The organism is Aquabacterium sp. (assembly GCF_030652515.1).
In the GTDB taxonomy this organism is placed as follows: domain Bacteria; phylum Pseudomonadota; class Gammaproteobacteria; order Burkholderiales; family Burkholderiaceae_C; genus Aquabacterium.
Genome location: NZ_JAUSAR010000188.1, coordinates 49,605 through 66,896, shown reverse-complemented (window position 1 = coordinate 66,896; position 17,292 = coordinate 49,605). Strand labels below are relative to the sequence as shown.

General features: G+C 61.0%; 20 protein-coding genes, 1 other RNA gene and 1 pseudogene. 13 read left to right on the top strand and 9 right to left on the bottom strand.

All coding sequences use genetic code 11. The annotated features are described in order from the left end of the window. Nucleotides 1-45 precede the first annotated feature (45 nt). Both ssrA and Q7V20_RS21195 read left to right on the top strand, forming a co-directional pair. Nucleotides 46-417: a transfer-messenger RNA gene (ssrA, locus tag Q7V20_RS21200) on the top strand. Between the two features lie 178 nt (nt 418-595). Further along, nucleotides 596-1,861, top strand: a complete 1,266-nt coding sequence (locus Q7V20_RS21195) for an integrase arm-type DNA-binding domain-containing protein (protein ID WP_304795672.1) — start codon at nt 596-598, stop codon at nt 1,859-1,861. Nucleotides 1,862-1,885: 24 nt separating this feature from the next. Here the strand turns inward: Q7V20_RS21195 and Q7V20_RS21190 are convergent, their stop codons facing one another. Then, the gene (locus tag Q7V20_RS21190) at nt 1,886-2,752 is read right to left on the bottom strand and encodes a phage integrase N-terminal domain-containing protein (protein WP_304795670.1); all 867 of its coding nucleotides are present in this window, start codon (nt 2,750-2,752) and stop codon (nt 1,886-1,888) included. Between the two features lie 1,167 nt (nt 2,753-3,919). Here Q7V20_RS21190 and Q7V20_RS21185 point away from each other — a divergent pair. Together Q7V20_RS21185 and Q7V20_RS21180 are read left to right on the top strand one after the other, a co-directional pair. Then, a complete protein-coding gene (locus Q7V20_RS21185) occupies nt 3,920-4,894 on the top strand; it encodes a site-specific DNA-methyltransferase (protein ID WP_304795669.1) in 975 nt (324 codons plus the stop codon). Next, nucleotides 4,812-6,020 carry a NotI family restriction endonuclease gene (locus tag Q7V20_RS21180; protein ID WP_304795667.1) on the top strand — a complete coding sequence of 403 codons (1,209 nt, stop codon included), beginning with the start codon at nt 4,812-4,814 and terminating at the stop codon, nt 6,018-6,020. Before Q7V20_RS21185 ends, Q7V20_RS21180 begins: the two co-directional genes overlap by 83 nt. 217 nt (nt 6,021-6,237) lie before the next feature. On the opposite strand, the gene Q7V20_RS21175 is transcribed toward Q7V20_RS21180, so the two are convergent. Then, nucleotides 6,238-7,287 (bottom strand): Fic family protein, encoded by a 1,050-nt coding sequence (locus Q7V20_RS21175; protein ID WP_304795665.1) that lies wholly within the window; start codon nt 7,285-7,287, stop codon nt 6,238-6,240. Between the two features lie 327 nt (nt 7,288-7,614). Between Q7V20_RS21175 and Q7V20_RS21170 the strand changes: the two genes are divergently transcribed. After that, a complete protein-coding gene (locus Q7V20_RS21170; RefSeq protein WP_304795663.1) occupies nt 7,615-7,824 on the top strand; it encodes a hypothetical protein in 210 nt (69 codons plus the stop codon). A gap of 287 nt (nt 7,825-8,111) precedes the next feature. Here Q7V20_RS21170 and Q7V20_RS21165 read toward each other — a convergent pair whose 3' ends face one another. The 3 genes and pseudogenes from Q7V20_RS21165 to Q7V20_RS21160 form a co-directional block, all read right to left on the bottom strand. Beyond that, nucleotides 8,112-8,291, bottom strand: a complete 180-nt coding sequence (locus Q7V20_RS21165) for a CsbD family protein (RefSeq protein WP_304795661.1) — start codon at nt 8,289-8,291, stop codon at nt 8,112-8,114. A gap of 96 nt (nt 8,292-8,387) precedes the next feature. After that, nucleotides 8,388-8,720, bottom strand: a pseudogene (locus Q7V20_RS24410) (BLUF domain-containing protein); the annotation flags it as partial. A gap of 33 nt (nt 8,721-8,753) precedes the next feature. Beyond that, complete coding sequence (locus tag Q7V20_RS21160) at nt 8,754-9,275, bottom strand: glycine zipper domain-containing protein (protein ID WP_304795660.1); 522 nt, start codon at nt 9,273-9,275, stop codon at nt 8,754-8,756. Nucleotides 9,276-9,424: 149 nt separating this feature from the next. Here Q7V20_RS21160 and Q7V20_RS21155 point away from each other — a divergent pair, with 149 nt between their 5' ends. Together Q7V20_RS21155 and Q7V20_RS21150 are read left to right on the top strand one after the other, a co-directional pair. Continuing rightward, nucleotides 9,425-9,757, top strand: a complete 333-nt coding sequence (locus tag Q7V20_RS21155; RefSeq protein ID WP_304795658.1) for a thioredoxin family protein — start codon at nt 9,425-9,427, stop codon at nt 9,755-9,757. 60 nt (nt 9,758-9,817) lie between these two features. Then, nucleotides 9,818-10,165, top strand: coding sequence for a YggL family protein (locus tag Q7V20_RS21150; protein ID WP_304795656.1), 348 nt, complete (start codon nt 9,818-9,820; stop codon nt 10,163-10,165). Here Q7V20_RS21150 and Q7V20_RS21145 read toward each other — a convergent pair. Continuing rightward, the gene (locus tag Q7V20_RS21145) at nt 10,155-10,286 is read right to left on the bottom strand and encodes a hypothetical protein (RefSeq protein ID WP_304795654.1); all 132 of its coding nucleotides are present in this window, start codon (nt 10,284-10,286) and stop codon (nt 10,155-10,157) included. The two genes, Q7V20_RS21150 and Q7V20_RS21145, sit on opposite strands and share 11 nt — an antisense overlap. Here Q7V20_RS21145 and Q7V20_RS21140 point away from each other — a divergent pair. The 3 genes from Q7V20_RS21140 to Q7V20_RS21130 are packed head-to-tail and all read left to right on the top strand — an operon-like array spanning nt 10,285 to nt 11,433. After that, nucleotides 10,285-10,833: a hypothetical protein gene (locus Q7V20_RS21140; protein ID WP_304795653.1), complete on the top strand. Its 549-nt coding sequence runs from the start codon at nt 10,285-10,287 to the stop codon at nt 10,831-10,833. The two genes, Q7V20_RS21145 and Q7V20_RS21140, sit on opposite strands and share 2 nt — an antisense overlap. Nucleotides 10,834-10,837: 4 nt before the next feature. Continuing rightward, on the top strand, nt 10,838-11,086 hold the full coding sequence (locus Q7V20_RS21135) for a hypothetical protein (protein WP_304795651.1): 249 nt from the start codon (nt 10,838-10,840) through the stop codon (nt 11,084-11,086). A 2-nt stretch (nt 11,087-11,088) separates the two neighbouring features. Beyond that, nucleotides 11,089-11,433 (top strand): hypothetical protein, encoded by a 345-nt coding sequence (locus tag Q7V20_RS21130; protein WP_304795649.1) that lies wholly within the window; start codon nt 11,089-11,091, stop codon nt 11,431-11,433. A gap of 15 nt (nt 11,434-11,448) precedes the next feature. On the opposite strand, the gene Q7V20_RS21125 is transcribed toward Q7V20_RS21130, so the two are convergent. Then, nucleotides 11,449-12,516: a DMT family transporter gene (locus tag Q7V20_RS21125; RefSeq protein ID WP_304795647.1), complete on the bottom strand. Its 1,068-nt coding sequence runs from the start codon at nt 12,514-12,516 to the stop codon at nt 11,449-11,451. Between the two features lie 16 nt (nt 12,517-12,532). Next, on the bottom strand, nt 12,533-14,065 hold the full coding sequence (locus tag Q7V20_RS21120) for a methyl-accepting chemotaxis protein (protein ID WP_304795645.1): 1,533 nt from the start codon (nt 14,063-14,065) through the stop codon (nt 12,533-12,535). A 203-nt stretch (nt 14,066-14,268) separates the two neighbouring features. Between Q7V20_RS21120 and Q7V20_RS21115 the strand changes: the two genes are divergently transcribed. From Q7V20_RS21115 to Q7V20_RS21105, 3 genes are read left to right on the top strand one after another with little or no spacing between them, the layout of a single operon-like run. Then, nucleotides 14,269-14,670, top strand: a complete 402-nt coding sequence (locus tag Q7V20_RS21115) for a hypothetical protein (RefSeq protein WP_304795643.1) — start codon at nt 14,269-14,271, stop codon at nt 14,668-14,670. 42 nt (nt 14,671-14,712) lie between these two features. Next, complete coding sequence (locus Q7V20_RS21110; protein ID WP_304795641.1) at nt 14,713-15,048, top strand: hypothetical protein; 336 nt, start codon at nt 14,713-14,715, stop codon at nt 15,046-15,048. Further along, nucleotides 15,045-15,512, top strand: a complete 468-nt coding sequence (locus Q7V20_RS21105; RefSeq protein WP_304795639.1) for a CreA family protein — start codon at nt 15,045-15,047, stop codon at nt 15,510-15,512. Before Q7V20_RS21110 ends, Q7V20_RS21105 begins: the two co-directional genes overlap by 4 nt. Here the strand turns inward: Q7V20_RS21105 and Q7V20_RS21100 are convergent. Then, complete coding sequence (locus tag Q7V20_RS21100) at nt 15,502-17,190, bottom strand: FAD-dependent oxidoreductase (RefSeq protein ID WP_304795637.1); 1,689 nt, start codon at nt 17,188-17,190, stop codon at nt 15,502-15,504. The two genes, Q7V20_RS21105 and Q7V20_RS21100, sit on opposite strands and share 11 nt — an antisense overlap. Between the last annotated feature and the right edge of the window lie 102 nt (nt 17,191-17,292).

Sequence of the window (17,292 nt, the reverse complement as noted above, 5' to 3'; positions counted from 1 at the left end):
AGCACGCCCGGGCGATTAAGCCTACAATGGGGTACCTTTTTCCAAGGGGCCGACCAGGTTTCGACGTGGATGCGGATCCGAAGTAGGGCATGTCGAGCTCCAGTTCGCTCGTAAATCCAGCTGGAAACAAAGTAACTGCAAACGATCAAACGTTCGCACTCGCCGCTTAACACCGGTGAGCCTCACAACAGTTGGCCGATGGGCTGGGTCTGAGTCGTAAGACAAGGACTGTGAGGTCATACACATTGGCTGGTTCTCTGCCGGGTCACTCGGTAGAGGACGAGATTAAGTGACTGGCGGGTTCTGTAGCGTGCCGCTGCGCGACAGAGTCCGTGAGATCCAAATCAGACGGCTACACATGTAGAACTGCTCGGTGATGGTTTGCGGACGGGGGTTCAATTCCCCCCGGCTCCACCATTCAATGGTCTCAAGACGGTTCTTGAGGCTCCAAAATCCCTAAGTAATCAACGACTTAGGGATTTTTTTCGTCTCAACACTTCCCATTGGGTGTCTAGACAACCCGGCCTTGTTGTGGGTAACTTTGCGGGTAACTTGGTTTCTTGAAAACGAGTTACCCACAACAGGAGGATCACCCATGAGCGCGAAGAACGCGACGAACAAGCTGTCGGACCCGGCGATCCGCAATGCCAAGCCACGGGATGTGTCGTACAACCTGCCGGATGGCGGCGGCCTGGGTCTGGAGGTTCAGCCCACCGGGGCCAAGTGGTGGCGGCTTCGATACCGGTTTGACGGCAAGGAAAAGATGCTGTCGCTGGGCACGCATCCCGAAGTCAGCCTCAAGGATGCCCGGGAGCGGCGCGAGAAGGCGCGCAAGGACATCGCGGCAGGCATCGACCCAGGCGCCAAGCGCAAGGCGGAGAAAGAGACGCGGGCCGTTCTGGCGGCCAATACGTTTGAAGCCGTCGCGCGGGAATGGCACCAGACCGTGCATACAGCGAAGGTGTCGGAGGGGCATGCCGAGCGCACGCTCATCCGCCTGGAGCAGGACGCCTTTCCCTGGATCGGCGAGATACCCATTGCCGAGGTGACCGCGCCCAAGTTGCTCGAAACCCTGCGCCGGGTTGAAGCAAGGGGCGCCATCGAAACTGCCCATCGCATCCGGCATGCTTGCGGACAGGTGTTCCGGTATGGCATCGCCACCGGCCGATGCGAACGCGATCCAGCGGCCGACCTGCGCGATGCGCTCAAGCCAGTCATTGTGAAGCACCATGCCGCTATCACCGATCCCAAGCTGGTGGGCGGCATGCTCCGCGCCTTTGATGACTATCAGGGGATGCCGACCACACGGGCGGCCCTCAAGCTGGCGCCTCTGGTCTTCCTGCGGCCTGGTGAACTGCGCCAGGCCGAATGGGCCGAGTTCGATCTGGATGGGGCGATGTGGACCATTCCCCCGGTGAAGATGAAGCGCAGCAAGCAGCAGAAGGTGAGCGGTGCGTCGCACATGGTGCCGCTTTCGACGCAGGCCGTTGCGGTGCTGCGCGAACTGACGCCGTTGACGGGGCATGGCCGGTATGTCTTCCCCAGCCCGCGCGGCGGTGATCGGCCCATGAGCGAGAACGGCGTGTTGTCTGCCCTGCGGCGCATGGGCTTTGCCAAGGACGAGATGACCGGCCACGGCTTTCGGGCGATGGCGCGCACGCTGATGGTTGAGCGCCTGGACGTGCCAGAAGCAGTGGTTGAGGCTCAGCTTGCTCACTCGGTCAAAGACAGCCTTGGGCGCGCCTACAACCGCACGGAGTTCATGGCACAGCGGCGCGCGATGATGCAGGCATGGGCGGACTATCTGGACGCCTTGAGGCGCGGAGCGGAGGTCATCCCGTTCACGAATGCACGCGGTTGAACAACAACGTCGCCTGACGTTCCATCAACGGCCCAGGTAGACCGCCGTTATCTGCTCCCTCTCGTGCCCCAGTTCGCGCGAGACGGTGAGTCTGGCTTGCCGGTCGATGGCCTTCTGTTCAGGGCTCAGTTGCTTGGAGGTTGGGCCGCCTGCGGCGGGGGCCTTCCAGCCGGTCAACTCGGCATAGCGCGACTGCGCATAAGCATGGCGGAAGCCATGAACACGGTCGATCCCTGCAAAGGCCGTCTGTGCCTTGAAGCGGTTGAGTTGATCCCTGTAGGACATCTCGGTGGGGATCAAGCTGCCTTTGCCCGCAAGCACCTTGGCTTGCCCCAACAAGTCTCGCTGCGTCTCAGTGCGGATCGGGATGTCGCGTTCCTTGCCGCCTTTGGTCCACGTGGACTTGAGCGTCAACACATCGCCCCTATCGGCCCAGCCTGGCTGGATCTTGATGCTTTCCTCACGCCGCAGACCGAAGGCCTCTTGAAGCCGCACGGACATGGCCGTGTACGGGTCGGACACCCTGTCCAGCTTGCCTTGCTCTAACTCCTTCGCCTTGGACTCGTTCGTTACATAGCGCCGGTCGGCGATGCCGTAGGCAGCGTTGTCGCGGGCGACGATGTTTTCTTTGCCGATCTTCTCGGCCACCCATCGCAGGGCCGACATGCGGTTCTTCATGGTGCCGCTGCTGGCGCCTTCGGCTTGCCAGCGTCTCACGAGGTGATCGACGTGCTTGGTGCGCAGGCCCTGCGCCCTCAGGTTCCTGAAACCGTCTTCGTGGAGCTGGTTCGCCATCATCGTCAGCAGCGGTTCGCGGTCGTGCCGCGTGGCAAAGGAGCCGTCGCGGTTGCGCTGGCACATGAGCTTGAAATCGCGGTTGAGGGCGCGCATGGCCGAGGCCTTTCAAAGACTGTTCATCGATCCGTTCGCCTTGCCTCGTGTCAGTGGAGGCGCGGGCTTATGCATGGTGTGGAGAGGTCAGGTAAGTGTTTCTGTCCGCCCTTCGCGCCGCAGCGCGATAGGGACTACAAGGGACGCGGGACACCATTCCCGTTTTGTGCAAGGTTGTTGACTGCTCGCCTGCGTTGCACGTCGTTGTGGCGTTGCGCTGGCTTGCCTGTTGGCATAGCCGATGCGCAAGGACCATTGACCCAGGGTCCAAGGGGTGTGCGTCTCACACACGTCCAGGTGCGGCCATCTGACGGGTGGCCTGGCGGTGCCGTGCGGTCGGGCCGCAAAGGCACGCACAGTCATTCACAACGGGTTCGAAACTCGCGGCGAATGTGCTGTGTGGGAAACATGGGCTCGGGGCCCATCGGATCACTGAAGGTGGTCTGGCCATCCTTCGATCCACTTCGATCAACGCGCCTTGACGTGGCCTGTTTTGCTGGCATCACTGCGCAGCGTCACGGGTCCATACCACGGTGGTTGACAAGGCGCTCGGTCGTGCTACTTGCGTCGTCACTGTCAGCAAGCTGCCAGTAACGACGCTGGCGACGAACCTGTTCTATGGCAGCTCAACCGCTGCTCCGTTTTGCTGCATGCGAACACCGCGAGGTGATCAATGCCATCAAGCGGGCAACGGATGCTTCGCCTCCACGACCGAGCGTGGGTACTGCATGGGCATGCCATTGATGCAGCATGCGGTGAGACGGCGCGCCGGTCTAGCCAGCATTAGCGCCTCGAACAAGATGCGGCAGAGCCGCATGGTGACGCTTGCAGCCCTTGACGGACTGGGGCGGTGCAACGAGTGCACCTTCTTCGAAGGCAGGTAACGACTGCGACGCCTTTTTCTCCTCAATGGACGGGGACAAGGAGCCCAGAAGAGCTTTCAGTAAACAACCATCTCAAGACATCGTCAAGTGGATGCAGGCTACTCACAACCCGAAGAGTCACAACAGACCGGGCATCCGACCGTTTGCAAGTGGCAAGTCGAGCGGCATGGCCTTGCATGCGAAATCGTTGGGACTCAAAGACGAGAAACAACGGCAGCAGCATCTTTGGTATGACTACAGCTTTTTCTCCTTGAAACGTCAATGTCGACCCTAAAATGACTGGATGGATGAACATGTACTAGTTACACCAGCTGCGCAAAAGCGACATAGCCCAGCAAAGCCCCTTGCTGAGCTACGCCTTGGTGACGCTTATGACCTGTTCGACGAAGTAGCCAAGAACTCAATCGACTTGGTGATTACGTCGCCGCCCTACTGGGGGCATCGCGACTACGGACTCCCACACAATTGGGACTACTTCAATGACATCCCAACGGTGCGCGAGATTGGACCCATAAGCCCTGGTTATGAGTGGTATCGCAAACACGGAGGTCTTCTCGGCCTTGAGCCGTACCCTGAGTGGTTTGTCCAGCACCTTTCCGAAATTCTAGATAAGGCGAAGCGGAGCCTTAAAGCCGGTGGATCGATGTGGATCAACATCGGTGATACCTATTTTGCGCGTTGGGCAAGTATTCGCGAGCAAGGGCGGCAAGGTTTGGGGTCTGATGAGCGTTATCGCCGCAAAACACCGGCGGGCGGAATTCGTGCTGAAAAAAACTTGTTGCTTATTCCGGCTCGTTTTGCGATTGCGATGCAAGAACGCGGTTGGATTCTTCGTAATGATGTGATTTGGCATAAGCCGAATGCCGTACCTCGCCCAGAAGGTGACCGACTACGGAGCGTTCACGAGCATTTTTTTCATTTTGTGAAAAAACCTACTGCTGGGCGCGCGACTTATTACTACAACATCGAACATGCAGAACCGCGCGCTGGCGATGTTGTGACTGTTAATGTCGCACCTGGCGAAGCAGGTCACAGCGCGACATTTCCTCGAGATTTAATTGAACCTCGGATCCTTACTTCATGCCCCCCTGATGGCAAAGTATTGGATCCGTTCTCAGGGACAGGCAGAGCGCTAGAAATTGCCCTGGAACATGGGCGGAGTGCAATCGGGTTCGATGCTCAAGTCCAATTTATACAACTACAAAAAACCAAGTTTGATGGAAACACTAAAAGGCAGCCGCGGAAACTACGTCAGTGAGTGGTTTGGACAACGTATCTATCCCAATGTCAGACTCGACGTTGGGGCAGTGACCGATGCCAACGCCGGCAAGTGCCCGTTTCTAAGCGATGTGCTTCATCGCTCTACCAATTGCACCAAAAACGAGAACAGCAAGGGTGTCTGCACGATCAGCAGTTCCAGCAACGGCCCAAGGCAGGACTGGCTAGTCTGTCCATACCGCGTAATCAGTTCCTCGATCGTTACACGCGCGTGCCAGTTGATCTTTGGGTTAGCCGAACCTGTAGAGCCCGTTCCGGTGTCGATTTTAAAGGTGGATGACGAACTACAGAGATTCATCGAGCAGGTGAACGAGCGTGGCGCTGGCTATGTGTTCTTCCAAGACAAGCTGGGCGGGGAGATCTCGGTGATCGGCACGCATCGGTCGCCTGAAATGTCGTTCGATGTGACCGTTGTGGAGATTCGCCCGGATGGCGCGGGCGGCTTCATGGTATCGCGCTACGGCATCCTCGAACTTCAAACGATGGACTATCACGGCACTTACAAGCACGCGGTATCTAACCTCCGCGATGGCTTGCGGCTGCATGAAGAAACATTTGCTGATGCACTGAAAGCTAACCTTGGCAAATGGGCAGGCAAGGACGTCGAAGGGCCAAACATTGCCAACGTGTTCAAGCGGACTTTCTATCAAATGCTGCTTAAATTCAGGTTGGCGGGTGAAGGCTCTGCCGCGGCAGGTACCGTATTGGCGATTCCTCAATCGGTTTGGGACTCTTGGCAGCCGTTTCTCGGGGCGCCTGCCTTGGAGGATGAATCACCAGGCATAAAACGCCTTTGCGTAGCGCCGGGATCCCCGCCAGAACCGCCTTTGAACGCTTACATCTGCGTGTTCGATCTTGACGCCGAGAGCAAAGCTGCGGTGTCGCCGGTCGACATCAAATACTTCATTCGGATCTCTCCTGAACGGATGACCCATCATGCATTTACTGAGGTGCCAGCGCACATGCTCCATTCGATCCAAAATGGAGAGTCCGTCCTTGCCACAATTAAACAAAGGCTTGGCCAGTGGTGGCCAGCTTTTCAGGTTCGGGGATCTAAACCACGTAGAAAAGCCGCAGCAAAGCCCGCTAGCCCGAAGGCTGAGTAGGCCAAGCTCTCCAAGATCAAGTCGCTGCGGGTAACTTTGCGGGTAACTCTCACCCTGCAGAACGTCAAACCCTAGCATCCATGCGGGTTCCAGCCTATGTTTCGTGTGACCCCGGCCCATTCAATGGTCTCAAGACAGCTCTTGAGATCCAAAAATCCCTAAGTAATCAACGACTTAGGGATTTTTTTCGTCGCAACACATCCCATGGGGTGTCTGCTCACCTCAGTTGGTACCAAACACCACGGCCCGCACCCTGCTGACTGAGGGCGCCACTTTCCACCAAAGCGCGGAAATGCTGCTTGAGCGTGTTGCGGTTGCCGCCGGTCAATCGGATGGCATCGCCCATCGTGATGCGCCCATGCTCCCGCGCAAATTCGACGATGTGCAGAGACAGTTCTGGCAGAGCCGCCAGCACCAGCTTCTCACGTTCAACCTTGCGGTTGAGCTTGCGCACTTGCTCGGCCAGCGCGCGCAGGTAGAAGGTGATCCAAGGCTGCCAGTTGGGTGCCACGGTTCGGATCGTGCCCTGTGTTTGGCGCAAGGCGAGGTAATAGGCTTCTTTGCTTTGCTCAACCACGCTTTCCAGCGAGCTGTAGGGCACGTAGGCATACCCGGCCTGAAGCAGCAGCAAGGTGGTCAGGACGCGGCTCAGGCGGCCATTGCCATCCTGAAAGGGGTGGATCTCGAGGAAGACCACGACCCAGATGCCAATGAGCAACAGTGGGTGAAGCTTGTTGGTCTCTCGTTGCTCGTTGAACCAGCTCACCAACTCGGCCATCAAGCGCGGCGCGTCAAAAGGCGTTGCTGTTTCGAAGACAACGCCAAGCTGCTTGCCGTCTTCGTCGAAGGCGACCACGCTGTTCGACGTGGTCTTGTAGTTGCCCCGATGCCAGGCATCCTTTTCACTGTAGACCAGCAAGTTACGGTGTAACTGTTTGATGTGGTTCTCGGTCAGGGTGATGTCCTGCCAGGACGAGAACATCAACTCCATGACCTCGGCGTAACCAGCCACTTCTTGCTCGTCGCGGGTGGCGAACGATTTGATCTGCAAGTTGGACAGCAGGCGCTCGACCTCACGGTCGGACAGCTTGCTGCCCTCGATGCGGGTGGACGAGCCAATGCTTTCGATGGTGGCCACCCGGCGCAGTGCTGACAGGCGATCAGGCGCGAGGGTGCCGAGTGCGCGCCAAGCGCCTTTGAACTCGTCAATGCCTGAGATGAGCGTGAGGATCTCTGGCGTGATTTGGAGGGATGCGGCTTGGATCATTGGATCCAATACTACAACCAATTGCACCCATTAATTTTGCACCCATGAAAGCCGCTGGCGCATTAAATAACCCAATTGCACCCATTCAAGAGCGGCGTGATTGAGAGTCCTCTGCTCTAAATCCTGTCCGGATGGTTCGAGTCCCTCCGACCAATTGCCTTCTAAACAACTGCTTTCGCAGCACCTCGCTCGGCCGCCTGGGCAAGCCCGCGCCGGATTCAAAATCCGCTGCCCTAGGAATGCAGGTTCGATTCCCCGGGCCGGACTCGAACCCGGATTACCATGGCGCGCTGTTTGCCTGCAAGAACGCACTGCAGGAGAAGCGCCATGAAGAACCCCTGGACCAAGAAGAACCCGTTCATGAGCATGTGGCTCAGCGGGGCCAATGCAGCCATTGGCTCGGCTCGGGGCCGCGCCACGGCCGAAACAAAGCGCCAGGCCAATGCAATGGTGACCGAGGGCACCAAGCAGATGGTCGATCTGTGGGCCAGCGCCCTGAGCTTGCCGACCAAGCCGCGGCGAAAGCGCAGTAAGTAGCGCCCTCACAGTGCCGCTAGCAACAGTCTTCCGTCTCGCGCTCCGCGGCCACCAGGTCCATCCCACCTGCCCCACCGATCGGCAGCAAAGCGTTCTCAGCCACGATCCCGTACGAGGAATCGACGCCGGCATAGAACGATGGGGCACCCTCGGCCTTGACCAGCCAGAAGCGCTGCGTCGGGTCGCGCGCTGGCGGGTAGCCGCTGGGCTAGGGCTCCTTGAATTTACAGGCCAGCCTGAAAAGAAAAGCCCGCCGAAGCGGGCTCAAGCAGCGGTGCAGCCGCGACTTACTTGCGTGCGTCCTTAACGGCTTCCTTCACATCGCCAACGGCCTTCTGGGTCTTGCCCTCGGCTTGCTTGGCCAGCCCCTTGGCTTCCTGCTTGTGGTTGCCGACGAGATCGCCCGCCTTTTGCTGCACCTTACCTGCGGCATCCTTGACGGCGCCTTTGACTTGGTCTTTGTTCATGGCAATGCTCCTTGTGGTTGATGTCCCCAAGCTTCGGCAAGCAGCGTGCCCGATCCTAGGGCCTGGCCAGGTCGCGAACATGAAGAAAAATCTTGCGGGCCAAGGTGCCACCGCGGTCACGGTGACTTCAGTGTGGCGCTTGTCGCGCCCGATCTTGTCGGCCAAAGCAGTCAGGTTGTCCGCAGTACCTTCAAGCACCTGCGCGAAATGCCGCCCTGAATGAGCCAGAACGCCGGTCACGTCCTTTTGCCGATTGTTGCGCTGAGATTTGAAGACGATGTCTTTCACCGTGGCACTGTCCAGCGAAGCGTCAACGCGGCGGACGTAGAAGATGCGGCGCAAATTGCCCACCGATGGACGCCATAGGCAAAACCGCACGCAGCCATGAAACAGCCCCGAGCGATCTAGCTCAGGGCTGTTGCGCGGCATCACCGCGTGCACGGAGTTGGACGACTTTCTGATTTACTTGCCGTCCCGGTCAGAATCACCAGGAATGGCCCGTTCCACACGGTCGCTCACCCGATGCCATGAATCACGCGCCGCGTGCTTGGCATGGTCCCACGACAGACTGGAACTGCCGCGAGCACTGTCCCAACTCTGGCCCAGCTCATGGTCCACCTCGTCGAAAGAACGACCGGGGTGGTTGCTGTAAGCATTGACGCCCAGGCGGTAGGCTGGGCGGTAGTCGTCATAAGTGGTGTCGGGGTTCACGTAAGAACGGCTGCTGTAATTTTCTTGCCAATAGGCATCCTCTTCGTCCGAATCAATGCGATGCGCCACGGCCTTGCCAGCCAAGCCCCCGACCACGGCGCCGACTGCCGCGCCCACCAAGGTTCCTACCGGGCCTGCCACCGTGCCAACGGCCGCCCCTGCGGCCACGCCACCTGCAGCAGCACCGACCCCGGTGCCAACGGGATGGAAATCAGGGGCTTTGGTGATGGGATCCTTCGAATGCACATGCTCTTTGTCATAGGTGATGGCCATGATGAGTTCTCCTCGTGACCGCAGCGACATGCCACGGCTTCGCTCCTTTTCGGCAAGCCACGTGCCCATCCCAAGTCTTTCATGACAATGGGCGCGGCTTTTCGCTGGCATGTCGTTTGCCGCGTTCAAACCATCACCGGAGAATGAAGATGACGCTCAGCAAGGACTACACGGCAGATGCACCAACCAGGGCGCAGCTCGACGCCACCCAGGGCCTTTTGGTGCTGGAGTTTGGTGTGGGGTGGTGCGGGTTCTGCCGCGCAGCCCAGCCTTCGATCACGGCTGCCTTGATCAGACATCCTGGTGTGCCGCACCTCAAGGTCGAGGACGGTCCGGGGCGAGCTTTGGGCCGCTCTTTCCGCGTCAAACTGTGGCCAACCCTGATTTTTTTATCGGATGGGCAGGAGGTGGCCAGGCTGGTGCGGCCAGGAGATGCCAAGGCGATCGAAGACGCACTGACGCAGATGGAACTGCCGCCTTGATGCGAAGAAAGACGCTGGACCCCTCAAAATACGGCGCTCACTACATCACAGAAAGAATTCATGGCAAAAACAAGAAGCCGCCGCCTGCGCAAGAAGCTGCACGTCGGTGAGTTCCAGCAATTGGGGTTTCTGTTCGAAGCCGAACTGGCCCCTGACGCCGACGACGAAGCCCTGGTGGACTCGTTCCTGACTCAAGCCATCGGGCCGCGCAACCTCAGCTTCGGAGGCTGGGCCACTGGCGGCGCCATCGACAAACTGGGCCGACAAAGTGTGACCGAAGACGACCGATCAGCGGTGCTGACCTGGCTTGCCGCACGCCCTGAGGTAACCACTCTGTCCGCTTCGGGCCTGGTTGACATGTGGTACTCCACCCCAGAGGCGCAACAGCGCACCAAGCTCAAGGGCTGACCGAGCCACGTCCGCCGATTGCCAAGGCAACATGCATTTCGGCGGGGTCTTCGGTCGGCAGCACCGCAGCCGCCAAAGAAGCCAAGGAAATGATGAGGGCATAAAGTCCTAGGGTTTTCATGACGGTCAGCTCCAGCGCGACGGGACCAAGGGATGCCCAAATGATGGACGTCGCATGCCGTCCAGACCGTCAGACACCCAATGCATTGCCTGTAGGACAAGGCCGATGCCCCAATCAACTCAGGAATCTCATGATCAAGCCGGCCCGCCTCAAAACCCTCACATCAACTTCACTGGTCATCCTGGCGCTGTGCCAATCAACGGCGTTTGGCGCTGTCTACAAGTGCGAGGAAAGTGGCAAAACGGTTTACCAGGCCACCCCCTGCGCTGGCGGAAAGGTCCTTGCCAACAAGGATGCTTCGCTCGGCCAGAGAAAGTGTGTTGGCAAGGAGCTTCGAATCAACTTCACCGACATGCCTTTGACAACCACCCTTCAACTCCTGGCCGATTTTTCTGGCAACAAATTGGCCGCAGAGCCATCGGTGAACGGCTCCGGCGCGTTCAACTACGATTGCGTGCCATGGGACACCGTGCTGCACGACATCGCATCCCGCCACAACCTGAGCGTCAAAGTTGAGCAAGGCACCATCTTTGCAAAGAAGCGCTGAAGAAGTGAGCCTCATACCGCGCTTGCTCACCTGCCTTCTGGCCACAGTGGTCATCGCCAGGGTGGCCATCGCGTTCGTGGTGGGCAGCACCCTGGTCACGGCGCTGGCCTGGGCTGCCTTGCTGGGCGTGTCCGTTGACGTGTCCGGTGCCCACCTCCTTGCAGCCCTGCTCTGGGCATCGCTCGTCTTGGGCGTGGGCATCTACATCCTGCGCAGCGCCAAGGTCAAGCGCTTCTATGCCCAGGCCAAGTAGCCATGGTGAAGCCCAAAGCATCGCGCACCAAACACCATCATCACGTCTACGTGGTGGAGTTGGCCGATCAGGTCTGGAACGAGCCCAGCTTTCGCAAGGCCAATCCTGACTACCAACTGGGCAAGCCTTTTGTGTACGTGGGCATGACCGGCCTGGACCCCGATCTGCGCTTTGACAGGCACAAGGCGGGCGTGCAGTCCAATCGCTTCGTGACCAGATATGGCTTGCGCTTGCTGCCCAAGCTGTACGAGGTCTACAACCCCATGCCTTACGAAGCCGCCAGGGACATGGAGGTGGAGCTGGCCATTGGCTTGCGTGAAGAGGGCTACGGGGTTTGGCAGGCTTGATGAAAGCTTGGCATCTCAATGCGGATGCGCGTGGTGCTCATCAGGCACATGCGCATGCGAATGCCGGACCAGCTCGTGCCGGTGGGGATGGCTGTGCATCCCAGTGGGCATCGGATCATGCAGGTGGCCATGGTGCCCGTCGTCGTGCGAGTGCGCGTGTTCGTGCGCCATCGGCGTGTGTTCATGTTCATGCGCATGCGTCTCGGCCAGATGGAGCACCAGGCCGCAGATCATCAGCGCAGCGCCGCCCAGCATCCAGAGGCTGATGCCTTCACCCATGTAGGCCGCCAACAAAGCCCCGATGAAGGGGGCGAAGGCGAAGACCGAACCGGTTCGGGCAGCCCCGAAGGCACGCTGCGCCAGCAGGTAAAAGCGCAGGCTCAGGCCGTAGCCACAGGCCCCCACCAACAGCAAACCCACGACCGGCCACACCCGAGGCAGGGGCTCGCCAAAAAACACAGCCAAGGACGCGGTGGCCGTGGCTCCGATGGCCCCCTTCAGCATCACCACCTGACCAGGATCTCGCTCCGCCAAGGCGCGCGACAAGGCGTTGTCCACACCCCAGGCCGCCGTGGCGGCCATGACGGCCAACAAACCCGCCACCTGACCGCGGCCCGCATCGGTGCGATCCAGCACCAACACCATGCCTCCCAGCGTCAGCAAGGTCATCGCCAGGACCACCCGGCGGTCGATGGTCTCGCCATACCAGAGCCGGGCCAGCACCGCGGTGAAGACGGCTTCCAGTGTCAGCATCAACGAGGCGCTGGTGCCGCTGGTGTGCTGCAAGCCCCAGGCCAAAGCCACCGGCCCGATCATGGCGCCAAAGAGGGCCATCAGCGCCAGACGAGGGGCATCGCTGCCTCGCACCTGGGCCTCACGCTCAACCGCGCGCCGCAAGCCAAGGCCCATCAGCGACGCGCCCGCGTACAACAAGCTCGCGGTCGAGAACGTGCCGATGCTCACGCCCCACCGTTGAACCAAGGGCGTGCTGAAGCCAAACAAAACGGCGGCCAACAGTGCCAGCAGGCCTCCACGCAAGGCAGGCAGGTGTGGGTGGCCAGGCGGGAAAAAAAGATGCCCCATGGAACGCCGTGCAGGACTAAACCGCCTGCAGCTTGAACACCGCCACGGATTGCACCAGTTGCTGGGCCTGCACCTTCAAGCTCTCGGCCGCCGCCGCGCCCTCTTCCACCAAGGCCGCGTTCTGTTGGGTGGCCTGGTCCATCTGCTGCACGGCCTGACCAATCTGCGCGATGCCTGAGCTTTGCTCGCTGTTGGCGATGCTGATCTCGCCCATGATCTCGGTGACGCGCTCAATCGCCGAGACCACTTCGGCCATCGTGATGCCCGCCTTGTCCACCAGCTGGCTGCCCAGCTCGACGCGCTCGACGCTGGCTCCGATCAGGGTTTTGATCTCTCTGGCGGCATTGGCCGAGCGCTGGGCCAGCAAGCGCACTTCGCTGGCCACCACGGCAAAGCCGCGGCCTTCCTCGCCCGCGCGGGCCGCTTCCACCGCCGCGTTCAAGGCCAGGATGTTGGTCTGAAAAGCAATGCCATCGATCACGCTGATGATGTCCACGATGCGGCGTGAACTGTCATTGATGCCCCGCATGGTCTCCACCACCTCGCCCACGACCTCGCCGCCTTTCACCGCCACCGCGCTGGCACCTTTGGCCAGTTGATTGGCCTCCAGTGCATTGGTCGCGTTGTGCTTCACCGTGGCGCTGATTTCCTCCATCGACGACGCAGTTTGCTGCAAGGCGCTGGCCTGCTCTTCAGTGCGGCTGGCCAGGTCGTTGTTGCCGTGCGAGATCTCGGAGCTGGCATTGGCCACGCTTTCGGCGTTGAAGCGCACCTCGCGCACGATGCGCACCAGGTTGCCCTGCATCTCGCGCAGGGCTCCCAGCAGCTGTGCCACTTCATCACGACCCTGCACGTGGATGGACTGGGTCAGGTCACCCTCGGCCACGGCCTTGGACAACAGCACCGCCCGGTCGATCGGATTGACGATGGACCGGCTCACCATGACCCCGATGCCCACGCCCAATCCGGTGACAGCGAGCATGATGCCCACACTCAAAACTGCGGCCTGCCGGGCGTCATCGGTGGCCCGCTTGGCGACCGCGGCACTGTCGGCGGCAATGCGCTGGCTGGCCTGTGCCAGGTACTTGGCGGGTTCACGGTCCATGCCTTTGACCGCCGCGTCGCCCACGGGTGCCAAATGCCCACTGTCGATGAACTTGGCATAGGCCAGGCGATAACTCTGGCCCATGCGGGCGTGTGCCTGAATGAATTGCTGGATCAAGGCTTTGCTGGGCCCGGCGGCCAATTGCCCGTCCAAGGTGCGGGCCGCTTGCGCCACTTCCCGCTCACTGGCCTGGAAGGCCGACCAGTACTTGCTCAACTGCTCGGGCTGTTGCCCCCGCAAAAGCGTGTTCTTCCACTCTTGCACCTGCGTCTTGAAGGCGCTTTCAATGCGGCCCACCGCGCGTTCGTGCGCCACGTGGTCTTGCACCACCGTGCCGTACAGGGTCAGGGCCTGGTTCAGTTGATGAATGCCAAAGAGCGCCGCCCCCAGCACCAGCACCAACATGCCGGCGAAGGCGAGTGGCAATTTGAGGCGAAGTTTCATGACAACCATCCCTGGCGGAGCCGTGCTGATTGTTGTGGGGATGGCGTCGCGTCAACGTCGCCTGATGCGCCCAGAACTGGCAGAACATTACGCGGTTTCGCCACAAAAGTAAAAATGAGATTCAGCCCCACAGGACCACGGCACGGCATCACGGTGCCAGAATGAGTCCTTCAAGTTCAGTCAGATTCACTGAAGGACGTTCCATGGCGATTGGTTGGCTCTCGGTCTTGCAAGCGGTTCCCTGGTCGGACGTGATCAGCAACGCGCCCAAGGTGGCAGAAGGCGCCAAAAAACTGTGGAGCACCGTGTCCAAGAAACCGGCCGCCCCCGCGCCCACGGCCACTGGCTCAACGACGGCATCGTCGTCGCCACCGGCTCAAGCCCTGGCGGTGCTGGAGGGCCGTGTGGCGGCCCTGGAAGCCGCCACTGCCCAGGCTCACGAGCAACTCGTGGCCTCGTCAGAATTGATCAAGGCCCTGGCAGAGCAGAACGCCCAACTCATCCAACGCATCGAGACCAACCGGGTGAGGGTGATGTGGCTGGCAGGCCTGGCGCTGCTGGGCGCCGTGACGGGCGTCGGCAGCCTGCTGTTGGCGCAAGGTTGAGGGCGAACTGACGGTTTGGTTTTATCAGGCTACAGTGGGCGCATGACACACCTGCGCCTCACCCTCCTCCTCTTGGCCGCCACCAGCGGTCTGGCCGCTTGCGGCACCATGTCCAGCCCGCGTTACGCGGGGTCGGTGGTGGCCAGCGAGACCGGCGCCATGGCACGCTGCCAATACCTGGGTGACATCAGCGGCAGCTCCGGACTGTCCGGCTTTTTCGCGCTCAAGGGCGCCGACGACATCCGCCAGGAGCTGCTGCGCCGGGCCGATGTGCAGGGCGCCACGCACGTGGTCTGGGACCGCCCCGACGCGGGCTACACCAGCACCACCGTCGTGGCCAAAACCTACCGTTGCCCCCCTGTTCAGGAGAAGCCATGAAAAGAAGCCTGGCCTTGGCGCTGCTGGCCGCCTCGTCCTTCGTTCACGCTGAATCCATTGGCGAAGTCGACACCGTGTTCAAGTTCATCGGGCCCGATCACAAGATCGTGATCGATGCGCACGATGACCCCAAGGTGGCTGGCATCACCTGCTACGTTTCGCGGGCCAAGATGGGCGGCATCAAAGGGGCGCTGGGCTTGGCCGAAGACCGCTCCGAAGCCTCGATCGCCTGCCGCCAGGTGGGGCCCATCACCATCAGCGGCCCGCTGCCCGTTCAGGAAGAAGTCTTCAGCGAACGCATCTCGCTGGTGTTCAAGAAGCTGCGCATCGTGCGCATGGTGGACGCCAAGCGCAACACCTTGGTCTACCTGACCTACTCGGACCGCGTCATTGAAGGCTCGCCGCAGAACAGCGTGACGGCCGTGGCGGTGGACCGGGCTCGGCCCATCCCCGTCAAGAAGTGAGCCCCGTCAGGAAGGCGTGAATCAGCGGCACCACCGCCGCACCTTCGCCAATGGCGCCCCCCACGCGCTTGACCGAGCCTGAGCGAACATCGCCCACCGCGAACACACCGGGGATGCTGGATTCCAGGCTGGCGCCGGGCCGCAGGGCTTTGCAGCTGGCCGATCGCACCTGATCGCCCGTGAGCACAAAGCCCGCCGGGTCCAGCGCCGCATGGCAACTGGCCATGCACTCGGTTTCAGGATCGGCGCCCACGAATAGGAAGAGGTGGCGGATGTCGTGGGTCTCAACCCCGCCCGTCTGGCGGTGTTGAATGGCAATGCCTTGCAGGCCCGCTTCGGCATCACCATGCAAGGCGGTCACGGCCCGGTGCGTTTTCAACTCGATGTTGGGCGTGGCCTCGATGCGCTCGATCAGGTATCTGGACATGGTGGCCGACAAGCCCTCGCCGCGCACCAACATGATGACCTTGGCGGCGTGCGCAGCCAGGAACACGGCGGCCTGGCCGGCAGAGTTGCCGCCGCCCACCAATGCAACCTGCTGGTCTCGGCAAATGCGCGCTTCGATGGGCGAGGCCCAGTACCAGACGCCGCGCCCCTCAAACGCGGCGAGGTTGTCCACGTCCAGCCGGCGGTAGCGGGCGCCCGTGGCCATGACCACCGAACGCGCACGGATGCGCCGCCCATCGGCCAGCAACACGCCCAACTCGCCTTCGGCTTCGCGTCGGCTGCAATCCAGCGACACCACCTGGGCCGGGATCAGCATCTCCACGCCAAATTTTTGCGCCTGCACGAAAGCCCGGCCCGCCAGGGCCTGCCCGGAAATGCCGGTGGGAAAGCCCAGGTAGTTTTCAATGCGGGCCGAGGCGCCAGCCTGGCCGCCATGCGCCCGGCAATCCATCACCATGACGCGCAGCCCTTCGGAGGCGGCATACACCGCGGTGGCCAGACCCGCAGGCCCCGCGCCCACGATGGCCACGTCGTACAGATCGGTGTGGTCGACCGTGTCCACCATGCCCAGGCAGCGGGCCAACTCGAGATCGGTGGGGTTGCGCAGCACGGCGCCCGTGGGACACACGGCCAGCACCTCGAACGGACCGAGCTGGTATTGCTCGGTCCAGACCTGGGCGTCGTGGTCGTCGTTGGGATCCAGGTGGTGGTAAGGGTGCCCGTTGCGTCGCAAAAAATTCTGCAGCCGAGCCAGTGTGGGCGCGTCGGAACGCGAGATGAGCACGACCCCACTGGCCCCCGATTCGATCAGGGCCACGCGGCGCAGGATCAGGGCCCGCGTGATGCGCTCGCCCAAGTCGGCCTCGGCGATCAGCAAGGCGCGCAGGGCGGCGGGTTCGATCAACAAGGCTTCAACATCGCCCACTGCCTGCCCATCGACCAAGGCTGGCCGGCCGGACAACTGCCCAACTTCGGCCAGGAAATGGCCAGGGCCTTGCTGCGCGATGGGCACCACCTGCCCCAGGCCATTGCGCTGAGTGATGGCCACCACACCGCTGAGCACCACGAACATGCCTGGCCCCAACTCGCCAGCGGTGAACAAGCACTCGTCTGCAGAGTAGCGGCGCACGGTGCCAAAGCGGCCCAGACGTTCGATCTCCGCCGCGTTGAGCACCGGGAACATCTGGTGGCGGCGGGAGGCCACGAGGTCGACGGCCGTGTCGGATGCCATGGGCAGTTCTCCGTTGAATCATGCGCAATGTGTTCATTGTGAACTGCTTCGGCACGCGGTTTGCCGCTCCAAAGGCATCTCTTTCAAACCAGGAGACTTCAT